This is a genomic window from Clostridium sp. JNZ J1-5, from assembly GCF_053901425.1.
The window spans coordinates 590,961-608,771 of record NZ_CM132773.1 but is presented as its reverse complement, the minus strand read 5'-3'; the positions used below and the strand labels follow the sequence as shown (position 1 = coordinate 608,771).

14 protein-coding genes are annotated in these 17,811 nt (G+C 30.5%); 12 read left to right on the top strand and 2 right to left on the bottom strand.

The features are described from left to right. Positions 1 to 71: 71 nt before the first annotated feature. Positions 72 to 1,214, top strand: coding sequence for an aminotransferase class V-fold PLP-dependent enzyme (locus ACWW38_RS03075; protein ID WP_456259357.1), 1,143 nt, complete (start codon positions 72 to 74; stop codon positions 1,212 to 1,214). A gap of 98 nt (positions 1,215 to 1,312) precedes the next feature. Here ACWW38_RS03075 and ACWW38_RS03070 read toward each other — a convergent pair whose 3' ends face one another. Then, positions 1,313 to 1,825 carry a hypothetical protein gene (locus ACWW38_RS03070; protein WP_456259356.1) on the bottom strand — a complete coding sequence of 171 codons (513 nt, stop codon included), beginning with the start codon at positions 1,823 to 1,825 and terminating at the stop codon, positions 1,313 to 1,315. A gap of 174 nt (positions 1,826 to 1,999) precedes the next feature. On the opposite strand from ACWW38_RS03070, the gene ACWW38_RS03065 reads away from it, so the two are divergent. The 4 genes from ACWW38_RS03065 (at position 2,000) to ACWW38_RS03050 (ending at position 4,966) form a co-directional block, all read left to right on the top strand. Then, the gene (locus tag ACWW38_RS03065; RefSeq protein ID WP_456259355.1) at positions 2,000 to 2,650 is read left to right on the top strand and encodes a hypothetical protein; all 651 of its coding nucleotides are present in this window, start codon (positions 2,000 to 2,002) and stop codon (positions 2,648 to 2,650) included. Positions 2,651 to 2,804: 154 nt separating this feature from the next. Next, positions 2,805 to 3,071, top strand: coding sequence for a DUF3343 domain-containing protein (locus ACWW38_RS03060; protein WP_456259354.1), 267 nt, complete (start codon positions 2,805 to 2,807; stop codon positions 3,069 to 3,071). Positions 3,072 to 3,191: 120 nt separating this feature from the next. Next, on the top strand, positions 3,192 to 4,178 hold the full coding sequence (locus tag ACWW38_RS03055) for a glycosyltransferase family 4 protein (RefSeq protein WP_456259353.1): 987 nt from the start codon (positions 3,192 to 3,194) through the stop codon (positions 4,176 to 4,178). 26 nt (positions 4,179 to 4,204) lie between these two features. Beyond that, positions 4,205 to 4,966 carry an exodeoxyribonuclease III gene (locus ACWW38_RS03050; RefSeq protein ID WP_456259352.1) on the top strand — a complete coding sequence of 254 codons (762 nt, stop codon included), beginning with the start codon at positions 4,205 to 4,207 and terminating at the stop codon, positions 4,964 to 4,966. Between the two features lie 1,016 nt (positions 4,967 to 5,982). On the opposite strand, the gene ACWW38_RS03045 is transcribed toward ACWW38_RS03050, so the two are convergent. Further along, entirely contained in the window at positions 5,983 to 6,456 is a 474-nt protein-coding gene (locus ACWW38_RS03045; RefSeq protein ID WP_456260405.1) for a superoxide dismutase family protein, read from the bottom strand. 297 nt (positions 6,457 to 6,753) lie between these two features. Here ACWW38_RS03045 and ACWW38_RS03040 point away from each other — a divergent pair, with 297 nt between their 5' ends. The 7 genes from ACWW38_RS03040 to ACWW38_RS03010 all read left to right on the top strand — a co-directional run bounded on the left by ACWW38_RS03040 (position 6,754) and on the right by ACWW38_RS03010 (position 17,568). Next, on the top strand, positions 6,754 to 9,147 hold the full coding sequence (locus ACWW38_RS03040) for a DUF3656 domain-containing U32 family peptidase (protein WP_456259351.1): 2,394 nt from the start codon (positions 6,754 to 6,756) through the stop codon (positions 9,145 to 9,147). A 1-nt stretch (position 9,148) separates the two neighbouring features. Continuing rightward, positions 9,149 to 11,506: an endonuclease MutS2 gene (locus tag ACWW38_RS03035; RefSeq protein ID WP_456259350.1), complete on the top strand. Its 2,358-nt coding sequence runs from the start codon at positions 9,149 to 9,151 to the stop codon at positions 11,504 to 11,506. Between the two features lie 101 nt (positions 11,507 to 11,607). Further along, positions 11,608 to 12,081: a DUF523 domain-containing protein gene (locus ACWW38_RS03030; RefSeq protein ID WP_456259349.1), complete on the top strand. Its 474-nt coding sequence runs from the start codon at positions 11,608 to 11,610 to the stop codon at positions 12,079 to 12,081. A gap of 81 nt (positions 12,082 to 12,162) precedes the next feature. Continuing rightward, on the top strand, positions 12,163 to 13,176 hold the full coding sequence (locus tag ACWW38_RS03025; RefSeq protein WP_456259348.1) for an alpha-hydroxy-acid oxidizing protein: 1,014 nt from the start codon (positions 12,163 to 12,165) through the stop codon (positions 13,174 to 13,176). Between the two features lie 628 nt (positions 13,177 to 13,804). Continuing rightward, positions 13,805 to 14,422, top strand: a complete 618-nt coding sequence (locus tag ACWW38_RS03020) for a 50S ribosomal protein L25 (protein ID WP_456259347.1) — start codon at positions 13,805 to 13,807, stop codon at positions 14,420 to 14,422. Between the two features lie 182 nt (positions 14,423 to 14,604). Beyond that, positions 14,605 to 16,350: a phospho-sugar mutase gene (locus ACWW38_RS03015; RefSeq protein WP_456259346.1), complete on the top strand. Its 1,746-nt coding sequence runs from the start codon at positions 14,605 to 14,607 to the stop codon at positions 16,348 to 16,350. A gap of 135 nt (positions 16,351 to 16,485) precedes the next feature. Continuing rightward, positions 16,486 to 17,568, top strand: a complete 1,083-nt coding sequence (locus tag ACWW38_RS03010; RefSeq protein WP_456259345.1) for a tetratricopeptide repeat protein — start codon at positions 16,486 to 16,488, stop codon at positions 17,566 to 17,568. The last annotated feature ends 243 nt before the right edge of the window (positions 17,569 to 17,811 follow it).

Genomic DNA, 17,811 nt, shown 5'->3' with positions numbered 1-17,811 from the left:
AGCTATATAGGTAATTTATACATAGAATAATGTTAGTAAGAATTATTATAAGTTTAAGGGAGGAGAGAATTTTGATATACATGGATAATGCTGCAACTAGTTTTCCAAAACCTCCAGAAGTCTATGAAGAAGTGTTAAATTGTATGAAAAATTATGCTTCAAATCCTGGACGAAGTTCTCATAATATGGCTATTGCTGCTGATTTGAAAGTTGTGGAAACTCGTGAACAAATAGGTGAGCTATTTAATATAAAAAATCCACTGAATATAGTTTTTACAAAAAATGCAACTGAAGCATTAAATATTGCAATAAAAGGATTGATATATAAAGGAGATCATGTAATAAGTACAGTAATTGAACATAATTCTGTTCTAAGACCTCTTCATGCTTTAAATAGAAATGGTAGTGATGTTACGTTAGTTAGAGTAGATAAAAATGGGATATTAGATGTAGAATCATTAAAAAAAGAAATAAAAAAGAATACAAAAGCAATTGTAATAAACCATGCATCTAATGTTTTAGGAAGTGTTCAGGATATTAGAGCTATCGGCAAGATTGCTAAAGAAAAAGGAATAGTGTTTATAGTTGATGCATCTCAGAGTGCAGGAAGTATACCTATTGATGTAATTAAGGATAATATAGATATATTAGCACTTCCTGGCCATAAAGGATTACTAGGACCTCAGGGTACAGGAATTCTCTATATAGGAAATGACATTGAATTAAACGAGTATACTCAAGGTGGTACAGGTAGTAAGTCAGAATCAATGAGTCAGCCAGAATTTTTGCCAGATAAATTTGAAAGTGGTACTCTAAATACACCAGGTATAGCAGGGCTATGTGAAGGAATAAAATTCATAAAAAAGATAGGCATTGACAATATAATAAAACAGAAAAAAATCCTAATGGAATATTTAATTAAAGAACTTACAAAGCTATCCTATGTAAATATTTATGGGGGAACATCCTATGAAAGCAGATGTGCAGTTGCTTCAATTAATATAGAAGGTATAGATAGTTCAGATATGGGATATTTGTTGAATGAAAGAGGCATAGCTGTAAGAACAGGATATCATTGTGCACCGTTAATTCATGGAATAATTGGAACTCAACATATAGGAACAGTAAGGATAAGCCCAGGATATTTTAATACTTTAGAAGATATGGAATATTTAATTAAATCAATAATTAGTATAAAAAATAAACAAGGTTAAAAATTGGTTGTCTCAGTGGCTAAATAAATATGAATTGAGGCAACCAATTTCAAATTTTTATACAAGTTATAGATATTATTACAGCTCATAATTAAAATTCATTTAAATATTCTATCGAAAAATGAATTACTTGATTTTGACTCATTTAAGTTAGATTGATTTGATAAATATTCTATTTCCTTTTGTAAATTTCTAATTTCTTCTACAAGAGAGTGAATCCTATCTTCTTGTAGAGAAATTTCATTTTTTAAGGATATAATTTCATTTTCCTTAATATTATTTAGCTTCTTGAATTTATCGATTTCTTCTTCTCTAAGTGATAAATTCTCTTGAAGATATTTCAATATACCATTTAACCTATCTTTACCTTCTAAGAATTTACCATATTGGCTGCTCATTTCTTTAAGTTTATTCTCGTAGGATGTAGATTTAACCTTTTCTTCATTAATAGTACGTTTTAGATGCGTAATTAAATGATCCTTCTGTTTTAATCTATTTTGAAATATTGAGACAAGAGAAATTATATCTGGGTTATTTAAATTATCTAATTCATAAAGGTTAGTAGATTTTTTAGATAAATTTTTAAATTTTTTATCATCTATTGATGACATAATATCCACCTTTCTAAAAGATTAATCATTATATAGATATACTAAATATATCCATTTTATAACTATAAAAAACACATAATGGCACACTTTAAAAATGAAATCATATTATGTTAATGGAAGCTGTTACTTATAGCATAGTTAATAATGAATCTATATGAAAGGGGCAATTATAGGATGATAGATGCTGGTTATGGTAAGATGGAATCACTAAGAAATAATATAGCAGAAATAGAGAATGCCATGGACGAAGTTGAAAAAATAAGTTTAGAAGGTCAAAGACAGCTTGTTGCTACAGAGCAACAGGAGAAAGAGGAATGTGTTACAAATAATAGTATTGAGGTGCCATTCTGCTGTACCACTACACTTCCTAAGGTTTTTAATGTAATAACAAATAATGTATTTATTACATTTAATAGTTGCTTACATTGTAAAACCATTCAAGATACTGTAGAAGCTAAATGTGGTAATGGTATATCTTGTGGACAAATTGATGCATGTATAACCAAAGTAGTAGGATGCATACAATTTGTTGCGGCTGCAGATATAGGTGTAGGTGGAAGTGGATTTCAAAGTGCAATAGGCTGCCAAGGATGCGTATGTGTAGATGAATGTGTTAAATGCGAAGCGGGATGTCCATCAGATGATGATTCTTGCCCTTGTCCAACAAGTGATCCAATTGTACCGGTAAGTGTAAAACCTGGAAGCTTGAGAGTATGTGTTCGTGAATGTGCACCATGTACAAGTACTGGTGGAACAATAGGTACTAATACTGTAACTTTCTCAGGAGTTTTCTTGATACCAAAGAATTTCTGTAATAATGATTAATAGTAGAGGTAATATGTTAATAATTATGGACTTTAAGCTAATTCGTCTTACGGATTAGCTTTTATTTTAGCACACTTCATTCAATGCGGCATATTCTGTATAGTAGAATTGGTATGCTAAAATTTATTTTAACTATTACTGGGGGTTCAAATAAATGTATAGGAGCCACAATTATTTAATAGTAACACAATCAGCAAATCATAGTATAAATTTATATAACATCTTGAGAAGTAAAGGATATAATGTAATATTAATTTCAACTCCTTGCGCTATTTCAGCAGGCTGTTCTAGAGCTATAGTAATAGAGGAAGATGATTTAGATAGAGTTAAGCAGGAAATAAAAAATATAAATATAAAAATAAAGGGAATATATATGAAAAAATTTAATGGTGCATCCCTTTACTATTCTAAATTAGAATAAAATCCTCACATAAGCGGGGATTTTTTTAATTACTTATATATGGATAATTTACCAAGAGACTGCATAGAGATATCTTAAAGATAAAGGAATATATATAAATTTTAGGGGGACAAATCAAATATGAAAATACTTTTATGCACTAGACAAGATTATAATAGAAATCTAGGTGGGGACTCGACACAAGTTTTGAAAACAGCGAAATATCTGGAAAAGTTAGGAGTTGAAGTCAATATAAATAATGGATTCATATTTGATTATTCTAGCTATGATATAATCCATTTATTTAATGTAAATAAGATATGGGAAATATACAATTATTATAGAACAGCCCATAAATATAAGAAAAAAATTGTAGTGTCTCCTGCATATTATAACTTCTCCAAGTATTTTAAATATAAAAATTATGATGATAAATTAAGGCTTTGGGAATCAAGTAATGCATATAGAGAAGAAGTGCTGCAAGGAAGTACGGCTATAATAGCTAATAGCTATATAGAGAGTGAAAGTATAAAAAGTGACTTTAATATAGATAAGCCTATTAATATTATATATAATGGTATAGAGGTAGAAGATGATCAAGTGCCTTTATACAGCATTAGAGAAAGATATGGTTTAAATTCCTATGTACTATGTGTAGGAAAGATATGTAATAAAAAAAATCAACTTCCTCTTGCAAAAGCTTGTAATAAGTTAGGAATTCAATTGTTACTGGTAGGAAAGATTAAAAATAATGATTATTTTAGGGAATGTGTTGAATATAAAAATGTTTTGTATTTAGGCTTTATGGATAGTTATAATATTTATAATGCATATAGATTTGCAAAACTCCATGTACTTCCTAGCTTTATGGAAACGCCAGGATTTTCATCCTTAGAGGCAGCAGCGAGTGGATGCAACATCGTATCTACCATAGAGGGAAGTGCAAAAGAATATTTTAAAAATATGGCTATATATTGTGATCCATATAATGAAGAAAGTATATACAACAGCGTTGAAGAAGGTCTGAGAAAACCAAAAGGCGATCAGCTGAAGATATGGGTAAAGAAGGAATACTCATGGGATAAATATATAAATAGCTTATATGAATGTTATAGAAAGTTAATTTAACGTATAGGATGAAAGAAGGAGAAAAAATGAATATATATTCATGGAATGTTAATGGAATAAGAGCAATAGAAAAGAAAGGTTTTATACAATGGATTCAAGATGAAAATCCGGATGTTCTATGTATACAAGAAACTAAAATTCAATCAGATCAAATAGAAGATAGTCTAAAGAACATAGAAGGTTATAAGTCATATTTTTCTTGTGCAGAAAAAAAGGGGTATAGTGGAGTAGCGGTGTACACAAAAAAAGAACCTATATCAGTAAAGTATGGTATAGGGATAGAAAGATTTGACAGCGAAGGAAGAATACTAATATGTGATTACGAGGATTTTATACTATTTAATATATATTTCCCTAATGGACAAAAGGATGAAGAAAGACTTAGCTACAAGCTGGATTTCTATGAAGCATTATTTGAATACTGCGATAAATTAAAAGGTCAAGGTAGGAAATTGGTTATATGTGGAGATTATAATACTGCACATAATGAAATAGATTTAAAAAATCCTAAGGCAAATAGCAAAACATCTGGTTTTTTGCCTATTGAAAGAGAATGGATAGATAATATAATTAGCAGAGGATATATGGATACATTTAGATATTTTCATCCAGATGAAGTTAAATATTCCTGGTGGTCTTATCGTTTTAACGCTAGAAAAAATAATGCTGGATGGAGAATAGACTATCATTTTGTATCAGATAATATGATAGATGATGTAAGTGAAGCTAAAATACTTAATCATGTTACAGGCTCTGACCACTGCCCTGTAATGATTTCATTAAAATAATTGGGTCAAAAGTTCAACAAAATGACGGCATGTAAGATTACTTGGTTAACGCATATATGTATCATTGAGAAACCTTCAGTTCATAGAGTAGTACTAAAGGCTGCTTTATTTAAAAATCCTACCCCGCCCCATCCCACGTCCTGTGGGGGAGCGGGCTGTGCTCGTCCTTGAGCACAATTACGGATTTTTAAAACAGCAGCCTTAAGTACTACTAGTTATTCCTTCAAAGTTTCTTCAATTGATACATATATGCTAGCCAGTAATTTTACATGCCTTAATTAGTTGCAACTAGTAATTACTATAGTAAATACTAAATGACTTCAAAAAGCAAAATGATAATTTTGCATGGCGTAGCCACACTATAAAGTTACTAAGTATACATTATTGAAGATAGATAAAAAAATTACCTCTAATAAATGCGTTAGCATGTTGATATATCTCAAAATAACCTATAAAAAGGTATCCTATGAAACAAATTATTTTTTATTCTATAACTAGCAATTTATTTTAACTTGATATTTTTAAACTAATATTTCAATTAATACTAATTATTTCCTAGATAGACATATAACTTGAATGTAATTGATTGCAATTAACAAAATATTGTAGTAAATACTAATGCGACTTCAACAGGCTTTGCCTAAAACCCTGGCACCCTAATCGGGTTAAGCGCCCTGCGCTCTCTTTTAGGAGCCTATAGATATAGTACTTACTACAGATAATAAATTAGCTGTAGTTTGAATAATAGCCATTATTACAATTGCTGATATATGTATAGTATAGTAATAGCGGCCTTGATTTACTAAATTTAAGGTACTAAAAGTAAGAAGATATATAATTCATTAAGAGAATTTTGAGCAAGTTCTAGAAGTTCTTAGGTTGGGAATTTTTAAAGGCACAAACTTAGAACTTCTTAACGCAGCGAAGATTCTCTGTTGAATTATATACCTTCGATTTTTAGCACCTTATTTTGTAGTTACTAAGGCCGTCATTTAGTTGCATTATACTTAGTATTATCAAGCTAGTCTTTCTATCACTCCACAGGCAATTCGCTTACCAGAATTTCCAGCAGGTTGACTTCTATAGTCATCGGGGCTTTCGTGAATAACTATTGATTTACCTATTATGTCAGCTACCTTGAACCTATTGGTAAAAAAGCTCATTCTTGATATTCCGTTATTTGAAAATAGAACAGGAAAGTCACCAGCATGATTTCCATGTGGTTGATTATCTGGATTCCAGTGTTCTCCAGCACACTTAAAAGGATCTGCAGGGTTATCAACATTGCAACAGCCATTTTGATGAATGTGGAATCCATGAGGGCCTATAGGAGATATGTTATCTTTTCCAGGTTTATATGCAGGTAAACCTGTAACATATACATAAACTTCTACACCACCTTGTACATCTTTAAAATATACTACTCCTTTTACATTTGGAGCAAGAGGACTGCCTTTTATACGAGCAATGGCCCATTTTTCTGGAGACATTTTAGTAGGCATAGGCTTAGGAGTAGGAGTAGGTTTAGAACCAGCGCCTCTCATATACATACCTTGTAATGGATAAAAGGGATTGTATTGTAATCCTTGATAGTTATAATGCATTTTAGTACCTCCATTTAAATTTTAATCTATAACATTTTATGTATGTTATAAGCAAAGTGTTAATTTCACATTATAAAGAATATAGAACTGCAAAATAGTAGTGAGATTCAAGTGAAGTTGTTTACACGCATACTGTTTTGTTATAATGTATAATTGGATGTAAAAGTTAGGAGAGATAGAAAAATGGATAAAATTGAATTGTTAGCTCCAGCAGGCAGCATGGAGAGTATTTACGCAGCGGTACAAAATGGAGCAGATGCAGTATATATTGGAGGAACAAAGTTTTCAGCTAGGGCTTATGCTTCAAATTTTGATGAAGAAAATATGATAAGGGCGTTAGAGTATTGCCATTTATATAATGTTAAAGTTTATGTTGCACTAAATATTTTGATAAAAGAAGAAGAAGTTAATGAGGCGCTAGAATATATAAAATTTTTATATAAAATAGGAGTTGATGCACTAATTATTCAAGATACAGGAATTGCAGAACTTATAAAAAGAAATTTCCCTGATTTTGAAATTCACGCTTCAACACAGATGACTGTACACAATGGTGAAGGAGCAATTCTTTTAAATGAATTGGGTTTTAAAAGAATTGTATTATCTAGAGAGCTATCATTAAAAGAAATAAAGTATATTTCAAAGGATTTAGGAATAGAGACAGAAGTTTTTATACATGGAGCTCTATGCATATGCTATTCTGGACAATGTATTATGAGCAGTATAATAGGCGGCAGAAGTGGTAATAGGGGAAGATGTGCACAACCATGTAGATTACCATATGAAATAATAAATAAGAAAAGTGGCAGTGTAAAAAAAGGATATATCTTAAGTCCTAAAGATATATGCACCTTGGAAAATATTAAAGATATAATAGAAAGCGGAGCAAGTTCTATTAAAATAGAAGGAAGAATGAAAAGACCTGAATATGTGGCAGGAGTTGTATCAGCCTATAGAAAAGCTATAGATGAAGCTTATAATACACTAGGAGTAAGTGCTAGCAAAGCAAACTCTAAAGATAATGCCTTAGAAAAATTTAATCTTCAATTAGAAGAAAAAAAGTTACTTCAATTGTTTAATAGACAAGGATTTTCTAAGGCTTATATTTATGGAAATGTGGGCAAAGATATGATGGCATATAATCTTCCTAAGAATACAGGAGTAATGCTTGGAAAAGTTAATAAGGATCTAACCATTAAATTAGAGGAAGATATAAATCTGCAAGACGGTATAAGATTTGGAGAAGATGGTTTTACCATATTTAAAATAGTAAAAGGCTCTGAAAATGTAAGTAAGGCTGTTAGAGGAGATATTGTAAAGTTAAAGCCAACAAAATATAAGGCTGGAGATATATTATATAAAATGCTAGATACAAAGCTTATGGAGGAGCTTAGTAAAACCTATAGTAATATTTATGAGAAGAAAAATCTAATAGATTTATCTGTAAAGTTTAAGGTAAATGAACCTTTTACATTGATTGCAGTTTATAATAGAAAAGATTATAGAGTTGAAGGTGAGATTGTTCAAAAGGCATTAAGAAAGCCTATTGAAAAGGAAAATTTAATTAAAAACTTAAATAAGACAGGGGATACGCCTTTTGCATTTAGTACTATACATATAGACCAATTTGAAGAAGGGTTTATTCCAATATCAACTATTAATGCTGCTAGAAGAGAATTAATAGATAAAATACAGAAGTGCATACTAGTTAACGAAAAGAGTGTTATAAAAGGTAAAGTAGATTTAAATATAGATGATAATTTGAAAAAGATACCAATAAAAGATAGTCCTATAGTTGTAGTTACCACCAGTGAGCAGCTTAGAGCAGTTCAAAAAGCTGGCATTACTAATATAGCTGTAGATGTATTTATGAAAAATTGTGATATAGATTTGGATAGTATAAAATGTGAAAACTTATATATAAAAACATCAACTATAGTAAAAGATGAATTTAATAATGTATGTGAATTAGTAGAAAAAAACATTTCTAAAATAAAAGGAATTATAACATCCAACTTAGGAGTAATTAGAAGATTTAGAGATAGAACTATAATAATAGGAGATTATAAGTTAAACATTTTTAATCAACATAGCCTGAAATTTTATAGTAAAATTATAAATGGAGCTACTATTAGCTTAGAACTTAATAAGATGGAAATAGGTAGATTGATAAAAAACGCTCTACTTCCATGCTATTTGATGGTTTATGGTAATCCAGAACTTATGGTAAGTGAATATTGCCCTATTGGAAGTATATTCGGTGGGAAAAATAGTGAAAATATGAACTGTACAGGAGAGTGCAGTAAAGGTAATTTTGTTCTAAAGGACAGAATGGGATCACAACTTCCAATTAATACAGATAAGTTCTGTAGGAGCCATATTTATAATCCGGTAGCTATTAATTTAATTCCTAACTTAGAAGAATTAAGAAAATTAAATATAAATTTATTCAGACTTGATTTTACTAATGAAAGTTATGATGAAACATTGAATATAATTGAAGATTTCAATAATGGAAAATTTAAAGGAGATTTTAAAAATTATACAAGAGGACATTTCAAAAGAGGGGTAGAATAACATGAATGATAAAGCTTTAAGAGTTTTAGAATTTTATAAAATAAGAGAAGAATTAAAGAAATACGCTAATACAACAGCGGCTAAAGACATAATTGATGATCTTAAGCCTTATGACAATGTATTTGATGTAAGAGAACATCTAGAGGAAACAAGGGAAGCCTTTGAATTATTAATAAAAAAAGGAACGCCGCCATTTGAAGGGCTTTATGATGTAAGAGAAGGTATTGCAAAAGCAGATAGAGGGTTTGTGCTAATGCCCGTTCAGTTGCTGAGAATTGCTAACCTGCTGAGATGTGCAAGAAGATTTAAAGGATATATAAGTCATAAGGATGAAGAGGAAAGTTTTAGAATTATAGAAGATATATGTGATGGGTTAGTACCATTAAAAAAGTTAGAGGAGGATATATTTAACGCAATAATAAGTGAGGATGAGATATCAGACAAAGCAAGTGGTGCACTTTTCAATATAAGAAGAAGTTTAAAAGACAAGTTGAGTTCGATAAAATCCAAGGTTAATTCATTACTGAGAACTTATTCTCAATATCTTCAAGAAAACATATTTACTGTAAGAGGAGAACGATACGTACTTCCTGTAAAGGTTGAGCATAAAGGATCTGTACCAGGACTTGTTCATGATCAAAGTTCTTCAGGTGCTACTTTGTTTATAGAACCTATGAGTTTAGTTGATTTGAATAATGAAATAAAAGAATTAATGCTTAAAGAAAAGGCTGAAATAGAAAAAATACTTGGAGAACTTTCAGTTAAAGTATATGAAAATATAACATCTATTAAGAATAATGCAAATATTATATGGGAACTAGACTTTATATTTGCCAAGGCTAAATATGCTGGAAGTATAAATGCCATATTTCCAGAAGTGAGTGAAGAGGGACATTTCAATATTTTAAGAGCTAAGCATCCTCTAATAAATCCAAAGGAAGTAGTAACAAACGACATATACTTAAATAGTGGCATATCTTCAATAATTATTACAGGACCTAATACAGGTGGTAAGACAGTTACTCTTAAGACTGTAGGACTACTACACATAATGGCTATGAGCGGACTTATGATACCAGCGGGAATGGGATCTACAGTATGTTTTTTCAAAGAGATTTTTGCGGATATTGGAGATGAACAGAGTATAGAACAAAGCCTTTCTACTTTCTCATCTCACATGACTAATATAGTAAAAATTATAAATGATGCTGATGAAAACTCTTTAGCATTATTTGATGAATTAGGAGCAGGAACAGATCCTACTGAAGGAGCTGCGCTTGCAGTTTCTATACTTGAAAATCTCAGAGCAAGAGGAACTAAGATTGTTGCAACAACCCACTACAGTGAATTAAAAGCTTATGCATTAAAAATTGAAGGAGTAGAGAATGCATCCGTAGAATTTGATGTAGAAACTTTAAGACCAACTTACAGACTTTTAATTGGTATTCCGGGAAAATCCAATGCCTTTGAAATTTCTAGAAGACTTGGTCTCCCAGATTATATTATAAATGATGCAAAAGAGGGTATTGCAGAAGAAACTTTAAGGTTTGAAGATTTGATACAATCTCTTCAAGATAAAAATATAAAAGCTCAAAGGGATGCAATGGAAGCTGCAGGGGTTAAGAATGAAGCTGTTAAACTTAAAGAAAAGTATGAAGAAAAATTAGATAAATTCGAAAGTATAAAAGAGAAAGCTATTATAGAAGCACAGAAAGAAGCTAAGAAGATAGTTAAAGAAGCTAAAGAAGAAGCTGACAGAATACTAAAGGAAATAAGAGAACTTGAAAAGATGGGTTATTCTTCAGAGGTTCGTCAAGCCTTAGAGGAAAATAGAAAAAAATTAAAAGAAAAATTAAATAATCTAGAAGATAGCATGGAAAATGCTAAAGATGAAGGTGAAGAACTTAAGTCAGTATATGAAGGACAGGAAGTGTATCTTCCTAAGTTTGATAAAAAGGTTATGGTTCTTACAACTCCAGATAATAAAGGTGAAGTACAAGTTCAAGCAGGAATTTTAAAAATAACAGTTAACATAAAGGACTTAAGAGAAATTAAAGAAAATAAAAAAGAAAAGAAAAAAGCTCATAAAAAAGGGTTGAATTTAAACTTAAAATCAATAGCAACTTCTGTGGACTTACGAGGAATGGACTCTGAAGAAGCGGTATATACAGTTGATAAGTATTTAGATGATGCATATATAGGAGGCCTTAATGAAGTTACTGTAATCCATGGTAAGGGGACTGGTGTACTTAGAAAAGCCATTAACGATATGTTAAAAAAACATCCTCATGTTAAAGGATATAGGCTTGGAGAATATGGGGAAGGCGGCACAGGAGTTACTGTAGTTGAATTAAAATAGCCTTAACCTACTAATGGAAAGTTTTAAATGAATGTAAAAATCAACATTCATTTAAAACAGAGCCTTAAATTAAAGTTATTAATTTGGAAGGGGGCAAAACATTGATAGTAATCAGTGCATGTCTTTGTGGAGTTAATTGTAAGTACAGTGGCGGTAACAATTTAAATGAAAAGATATTAAAACTTTTTAAAGATAAAAAAGCAGTTTTAATATGCCCTGAACAACTTGGAGGACTAGAAACCCCTAGAATTCCAAGTGAAATAAAAGGCGGAACTGGCAGGGATGTATTAGAAGGTAAGGCAAAGGTTATTGACGCTAAAGGTGAAGAAGTTACAGAAAAATTTGTAAAAGGAGCTTATGAAGCTCTGAAAATTGCAAAGGATGTAAATGCAGAACTAGCAATATTGAAAGCTAATAGTCCTTCCTGTGGTTGTGGAAAGATTTATAATGGGCATTTTAACGGAGAAAAGATAGATGGCAACGGAGTTACAGCGGAATTGTTTTTAAAGAATAATATTAAAGTGGTTACAGAAGAGGACTTAGATAATTTAAATTTAAAAGATAATTTTAGATAGCTTCAAGCTATGTAAAAATAATAATTTTAGAAGTATAGCTGTTCCTTAGAACAATTGCTGTACAGGAAAGGAGTAATTATAATGGATTACAAGGAAATGCTTAAAAGTGCTAAAGCAAATTTAAATGGAAGCTGCAGGGTGTGTTCAGCATGTAATGGGGTTGTGTGTGCAGGAGAAGTCCCAGGAATGGGAGGAAAGGGTACAGGAGCTGCTTTTAAGGAGAATTATGATGCTTTAAATTCTTATAAGTTAAATATGAGGGTAATTCATGACGCTAAAAATCCTGACACTTCAATTGAGCTATTTGGCAAAAAAATGGACATACCTGTTTTTGCTGCACCTGTATCTGGAACTACCCTAAACATGGGAGGAAAGTTTACTGAAGAAGAGTACATATCATGGGTAATAGGTGGATGTTTAGATTCAGAAATATATCCAATGGTTGGAGACACAGCTGTAGATTCTTTTTTAATTACAAATCTAGATCAATTAAAAAAATTTAACGGAGAAGGCATCGTATTCATAAAACCTTGGTCTAATGAAAATGTTATAAAAAAGATTAAAATGGCTGAAGAAGCAGGGGCTTTTGCTGTTGGAATGGATATAGATGCATGCGGATTAATTACACTAGCATTACATGGTAAGCCAGTAATGCCAAAGACTGTTGAAGAAATCAAAGAAATAGTAAAGTGTACAAAACTACCATTTATACTAAAAGGAATAATGACTCCTGATGAAGCAGAATTAGCTGTAGAAGCTGGAGTAGATGCAATAGTAGTATCAAATCACGGCGGAAGAGTGCTTGATCAAACGCCGGGAGTTGCTGATGTATTGCCAGAAATAGCCGAAAGAGTAAAAGGAAAAGTAACTATCTTAGCTGATGGTGGAATAAGAAATGGGGTAGATGTACTTAAAATGATTGGTTTAGGTGCAGATGCAGTACTTATTGGAAGACCTTTTGTAACGGCTTCCTTTGGTGCACAAAGAGAAGGTATTAAGATGTATGTAGAAAAATTAAAAGAGGATTTAAAATCAGCTATGGTACTCACTGGATGTAAAGATATAAAGAGCATCGATGGAAGAATAATATACTAATTTTCATGACATAACTTAAGTAAAGTGCAACAAAATGGCGGCATGTAAGATTACTTAGCTTACGCATATATGTATCATTGAGAAACCTTCAGTTCATAGAGTAGTACTAAAGGTTGCTTTATTTAGTACATATATGCTAGCTAGTAATCTTACATGCCTTAATTAGTTGCAATTAAAAAGTACTATAGTAAATATTATGAGGACTTCAAAAATCAAAATGATAATTTTGCATGGCGTAGCCACACTGTAAAGTTACAAAGTGTATATTGTTGAATATAGCTTAAAAAATTACCTTTAATAAATGCGTTAACATGGTGGCATTTTTCAAAACAATCTATAAACAAAGCGTCCTATAAACTCTATAAGATAACCTATCTTTTATTCAATGACTAGCAAGTTTTTTTAACCTGACATCTTTAAGCTAATATCATGATTAATACTAACTGTTTCCTTAATATTTATACAACTGGGTAGCAATTCTATATACCTTAATTAATTGTAATATATAGCTTAGATTTTTAGCACCTTACTTTGTAGTTACCAAGGCCGCCATTTTATCGCACTTTATTTTTATTATGTATATTATTATCCCTTATGTTAATAATAGAAAAAGATAGGAGGGATAATAATGGAAACTTTAAAATGTGATGAAAGAATAAAAAATAGAAATCATTCAGCGAGGAAAAGCAGAAATATGGGAAAAGTGCCAGGGGTACTCTATAGTTCTCAATTAGGCAATGTATTATTTGAAGTAGGGGAATTGGAACTGAATAGAGAAATTTCCAAAAGTGGAGAACATTCTGCTATAAGTGTCTTAGTTAATAATCAGGAGCGTAAAGCTTTAATAAAAGAAATTCAAAAGGAGCCTGTAACGAAGAGAATACTACATATAGATTTACAGGAAATAGATGAAGAAAATATTGTTCAAAAAGAAGTTCCTATAGTATTTGCAGGAGAAGCACTAGCTTCTAAAAACGGTGGAATAGTACAAAAGGAGCGAAACAGTGTTAAAGTTCAAGGAAAATATAACTTAATACCTAAATCTATAAATATTGATGTTTCTAATATTAGCAATGGAAATATATTTAGGATAGCTGATATAGAAATTGGAAATGAGATAACCTTTTTAGACGATATTAATACAGTATTAGCTGTTGTTAATCATCCTAATTTAAGTACGCTTCCAGAAGAAAATAACTTAAATAGTGCTGAAACTGATAAAAAATCATCTGAAAAACAAAAATAATGTATTGTATAAAAAGACTGTTAAAAATGCAGTCTTTTTTAGTTATTAATTTTGGTTAAATTGATGTTAAAAAATGATAGGGAGTATATTCAAGACATACATTTTTTAGATATAATAAATAATTGTTCTATTTTTTTATTTTATAGTATAATTATTTTATTAATGGGGCAAGGAGGTATAAAATGAATTATGTAGAGAGATATAACCTTTGGCTTGATTCGAAAATTATTGACCATAAAACTAAGGAAGAATTAAAAAATATAAGCGATGAAAAAGAATTGGAAGATAGATTTTACAAAGAGTTAGAGTTTGGTACAGGAGGGCTTAGAGGTATTATTGGTGCAGGGTCAAATAGAATGAATATTTATACTGTAGGTAAGGCAACTCAGGGAATGGCAGATTACCTATTAAATAAATATAATATGAAGGAAAAAGTATCTGTAAGTATTGCATATGATTCAAGAATGATGTCAAAAGAATTTGCTGAGATAGCGGCATCAGTATTATGTGCTAATGGCATAAAAGTAAACTTGTTTGAATCATTAAGGCCAACTCCTGAATTATCATTTGCAGTAAGACAATTAAAAAGTAAAGCAGGAATAGTTATAACTGCATCACATAATCCTAAAAAATATAATGGCTATAAAGTATACGGAGAAGATGGTGGACAAGTAACCGATACAACAGCAAAAGAGATTATTTTCTTTGTAAACAGAATTAATGATTTTTCAAAAATTATATTCATGAATTTAGAAGAGGCTAAAGAAAAAGGGCTTTTAAATATAATTGGAGAAGAAATTGATAAGTTATATGTAGAAAGAGTTAAAGAGTTAACTATAAGAAAAGAATTAGTAGAAGAAGAGGCAAAAAGTTTAAAGATAATATATACCCCTATTCATGGCAGTGGAAATATTCCTGTAAGAAGAGTATTAAGTGAATTAGGATATAGTAACGTATATGTGGTTCCAGAACAAGAGCTGCCTGATGGGAATTTTGAAACAGTAGAATATCCAAATCCTGAAGATCCAAAAGTATTTTCATTGGCTTTAAAAATGGCTGAAAAAATAAAACCAGATATTATATTTGGAACAGACCCAGATTGTGACAGAATAGGTGCTATGGTAAAGTGCAATGATGGTAAATATAAAGTGCTAAATGGTAATATGATGGGCATTCTGTTAACAGAATATATATTATCTTCGCTAAAGGAAAAAGATAATCTGCCAAGAAATGGCGCTATAATTAAAACTATTGTAACTAGTGATATGGCAACTAAGATTGCAAGAAAATTTCATGTTGAAATTATAGATGTACTAACTGGATTCAAATACATAGGAGAAAAAGTTAAAGAGTTTGAAGAAAAAGGGGATAGGACTTTCCTATTTGGATTTGAGGAGAGTTATGGGTATTTAGCAGGAAATTTTGTTAGAGATAAAGACGCGGTAATAGCAGCTATGCTTATATGTGAAATGACATTGTATTATAATAAAAAGGGAACTAATTTATATGATGCGTTGATGGACTTATATAAAAAATATGGATTTTACAAAGAAGACCTTATATCTATTAATTTAGAGGGAAAGGAAGGCCAGGAGAAAATATCTATAGCGCTAGAATATCTAAGACATTCAATGAAGACAGAATTAAATGGAACTAGAATAACTAATAAACTTGATTATAAAGTAAGTGTAGAAAAGAACCTATTAACATTAACAGAGGATAGGATAAACTTACCAGAGTCAAATGTGCTTAAATTTATTTTAGAAGATAATTCCTCATTTGTTATTAGACCTTCTGGAACGGAGCCTAAAATGAAGATTTATATGTCGGTTATAGGTGATTCCCTAGAGAATTCAAATGAGAAAATGGATATTTTAAAAAAATCAGTTATGGGTATAATTAATACTGCCTGTGATTTTTCAAAATAAATTAACTGCGCCACTTTTATGGCGCAGTTAATTTATTTAAATGTCCTATATAAGGTTTACAAAAAACCTTTTTTATTATTATAATGATGTTTAACAGGTAGTACAAAAATAAGTTAGAGCAGGTGAAGAATAAATATGAGTATAAAGACACACTTTAAAAATAAGCTTTCTCTTTTACTTTTCTTAGAAATGAAGGGAGATAGGATAGAATCAATTTTTAAAATTAGAACTAAGGGGCAGGAAGATGTATATATGCCTATTGTAACTGATGATATAATAAAAAAAGTTAAAGGTGGAAAAGATGTTAACAGTATACCAGTAGCTTTTTTTGTTGAAGGCATGTTTTATGTTTTAGGAGCTGACGAAAATTTTAGATATAATGATATTTACAGAGCTTTAATAGAGAGTACACCAAGTTCTAGACAATACATAAAAGGTAGAATAGCTGAAAATGTAAGACTTAAAAACTATGAAGATGCATATATTATGCTTAAGGGACTTTTCCAAATAGAAAAAACTAGTGAAATTTACGAAAAATTAATAATTTTATTGGAAAATTTGAAAGAGATAAATGAACTGTATTTAGAAGAGGAATTAGAAATAATTGAAATAGCAAAAGAAATAGATGGCTATGCACTACCTTACTTACATGAAGCAATTACAAAAAGGGATAAGTCTGACTATGCTGGGGCCTTACTTTCATTGAATATTTACATAGCAAAAGGAGGAAAGGAAACAGCTGAAATATTAGACTTAAAAAATTCATTAAAAATAGTAAATGATTATGATAAAGCAAAAGAAATGGTATATGAAGAGCCTAAAGATGCATTGGCTATTTTAATACCGCTATTAGATCAATTAGAAGATAAGGCAGAGATATACTATTATATAGCTATAGCTTATAGAATATTAGAAAATCATGAAAAGGCTATATATTATCTAGAAGAATCACTTGAAATTGATAACTCTTATCCTGAGGTATTTAACGAATTAGGAATAAATTATGCATCATTAGAAGATTTTAATAGCGCTATAACATACTTTAGAAAAGTATTCGAAGCAACAAAGTCTATAGAAGTATGCACAAATTTAATTATGTGTTACATGAATATACAAGACTACAAACAGGCAAAAATTCACTTAGAAATTGCAAAAAAAATAGATCCAAAAGACGAGATAGTAAATGAATTAGAAAATATATTAAAAAATATAAATTGATAAAATTTAATTTTTTGTAAAATAATTATTAAAGTTGATTTTATTTATTTTTATTAGTATTTATCCGATGACTACCCGCTCTAATACTCCCATCGCACTCTGTGAAAGCGATTGGCACCAAGTCAAAGATTTGGATGCTCTGCTTTTCTTCAAAGTGGAAGTAAAGAGCGGCTACGTCCCTGGATAACGAGTTCTAAGCTTCAGAGGGAGTAAAAACTCCCTCTGAAGCTAAGAACTCTGTTT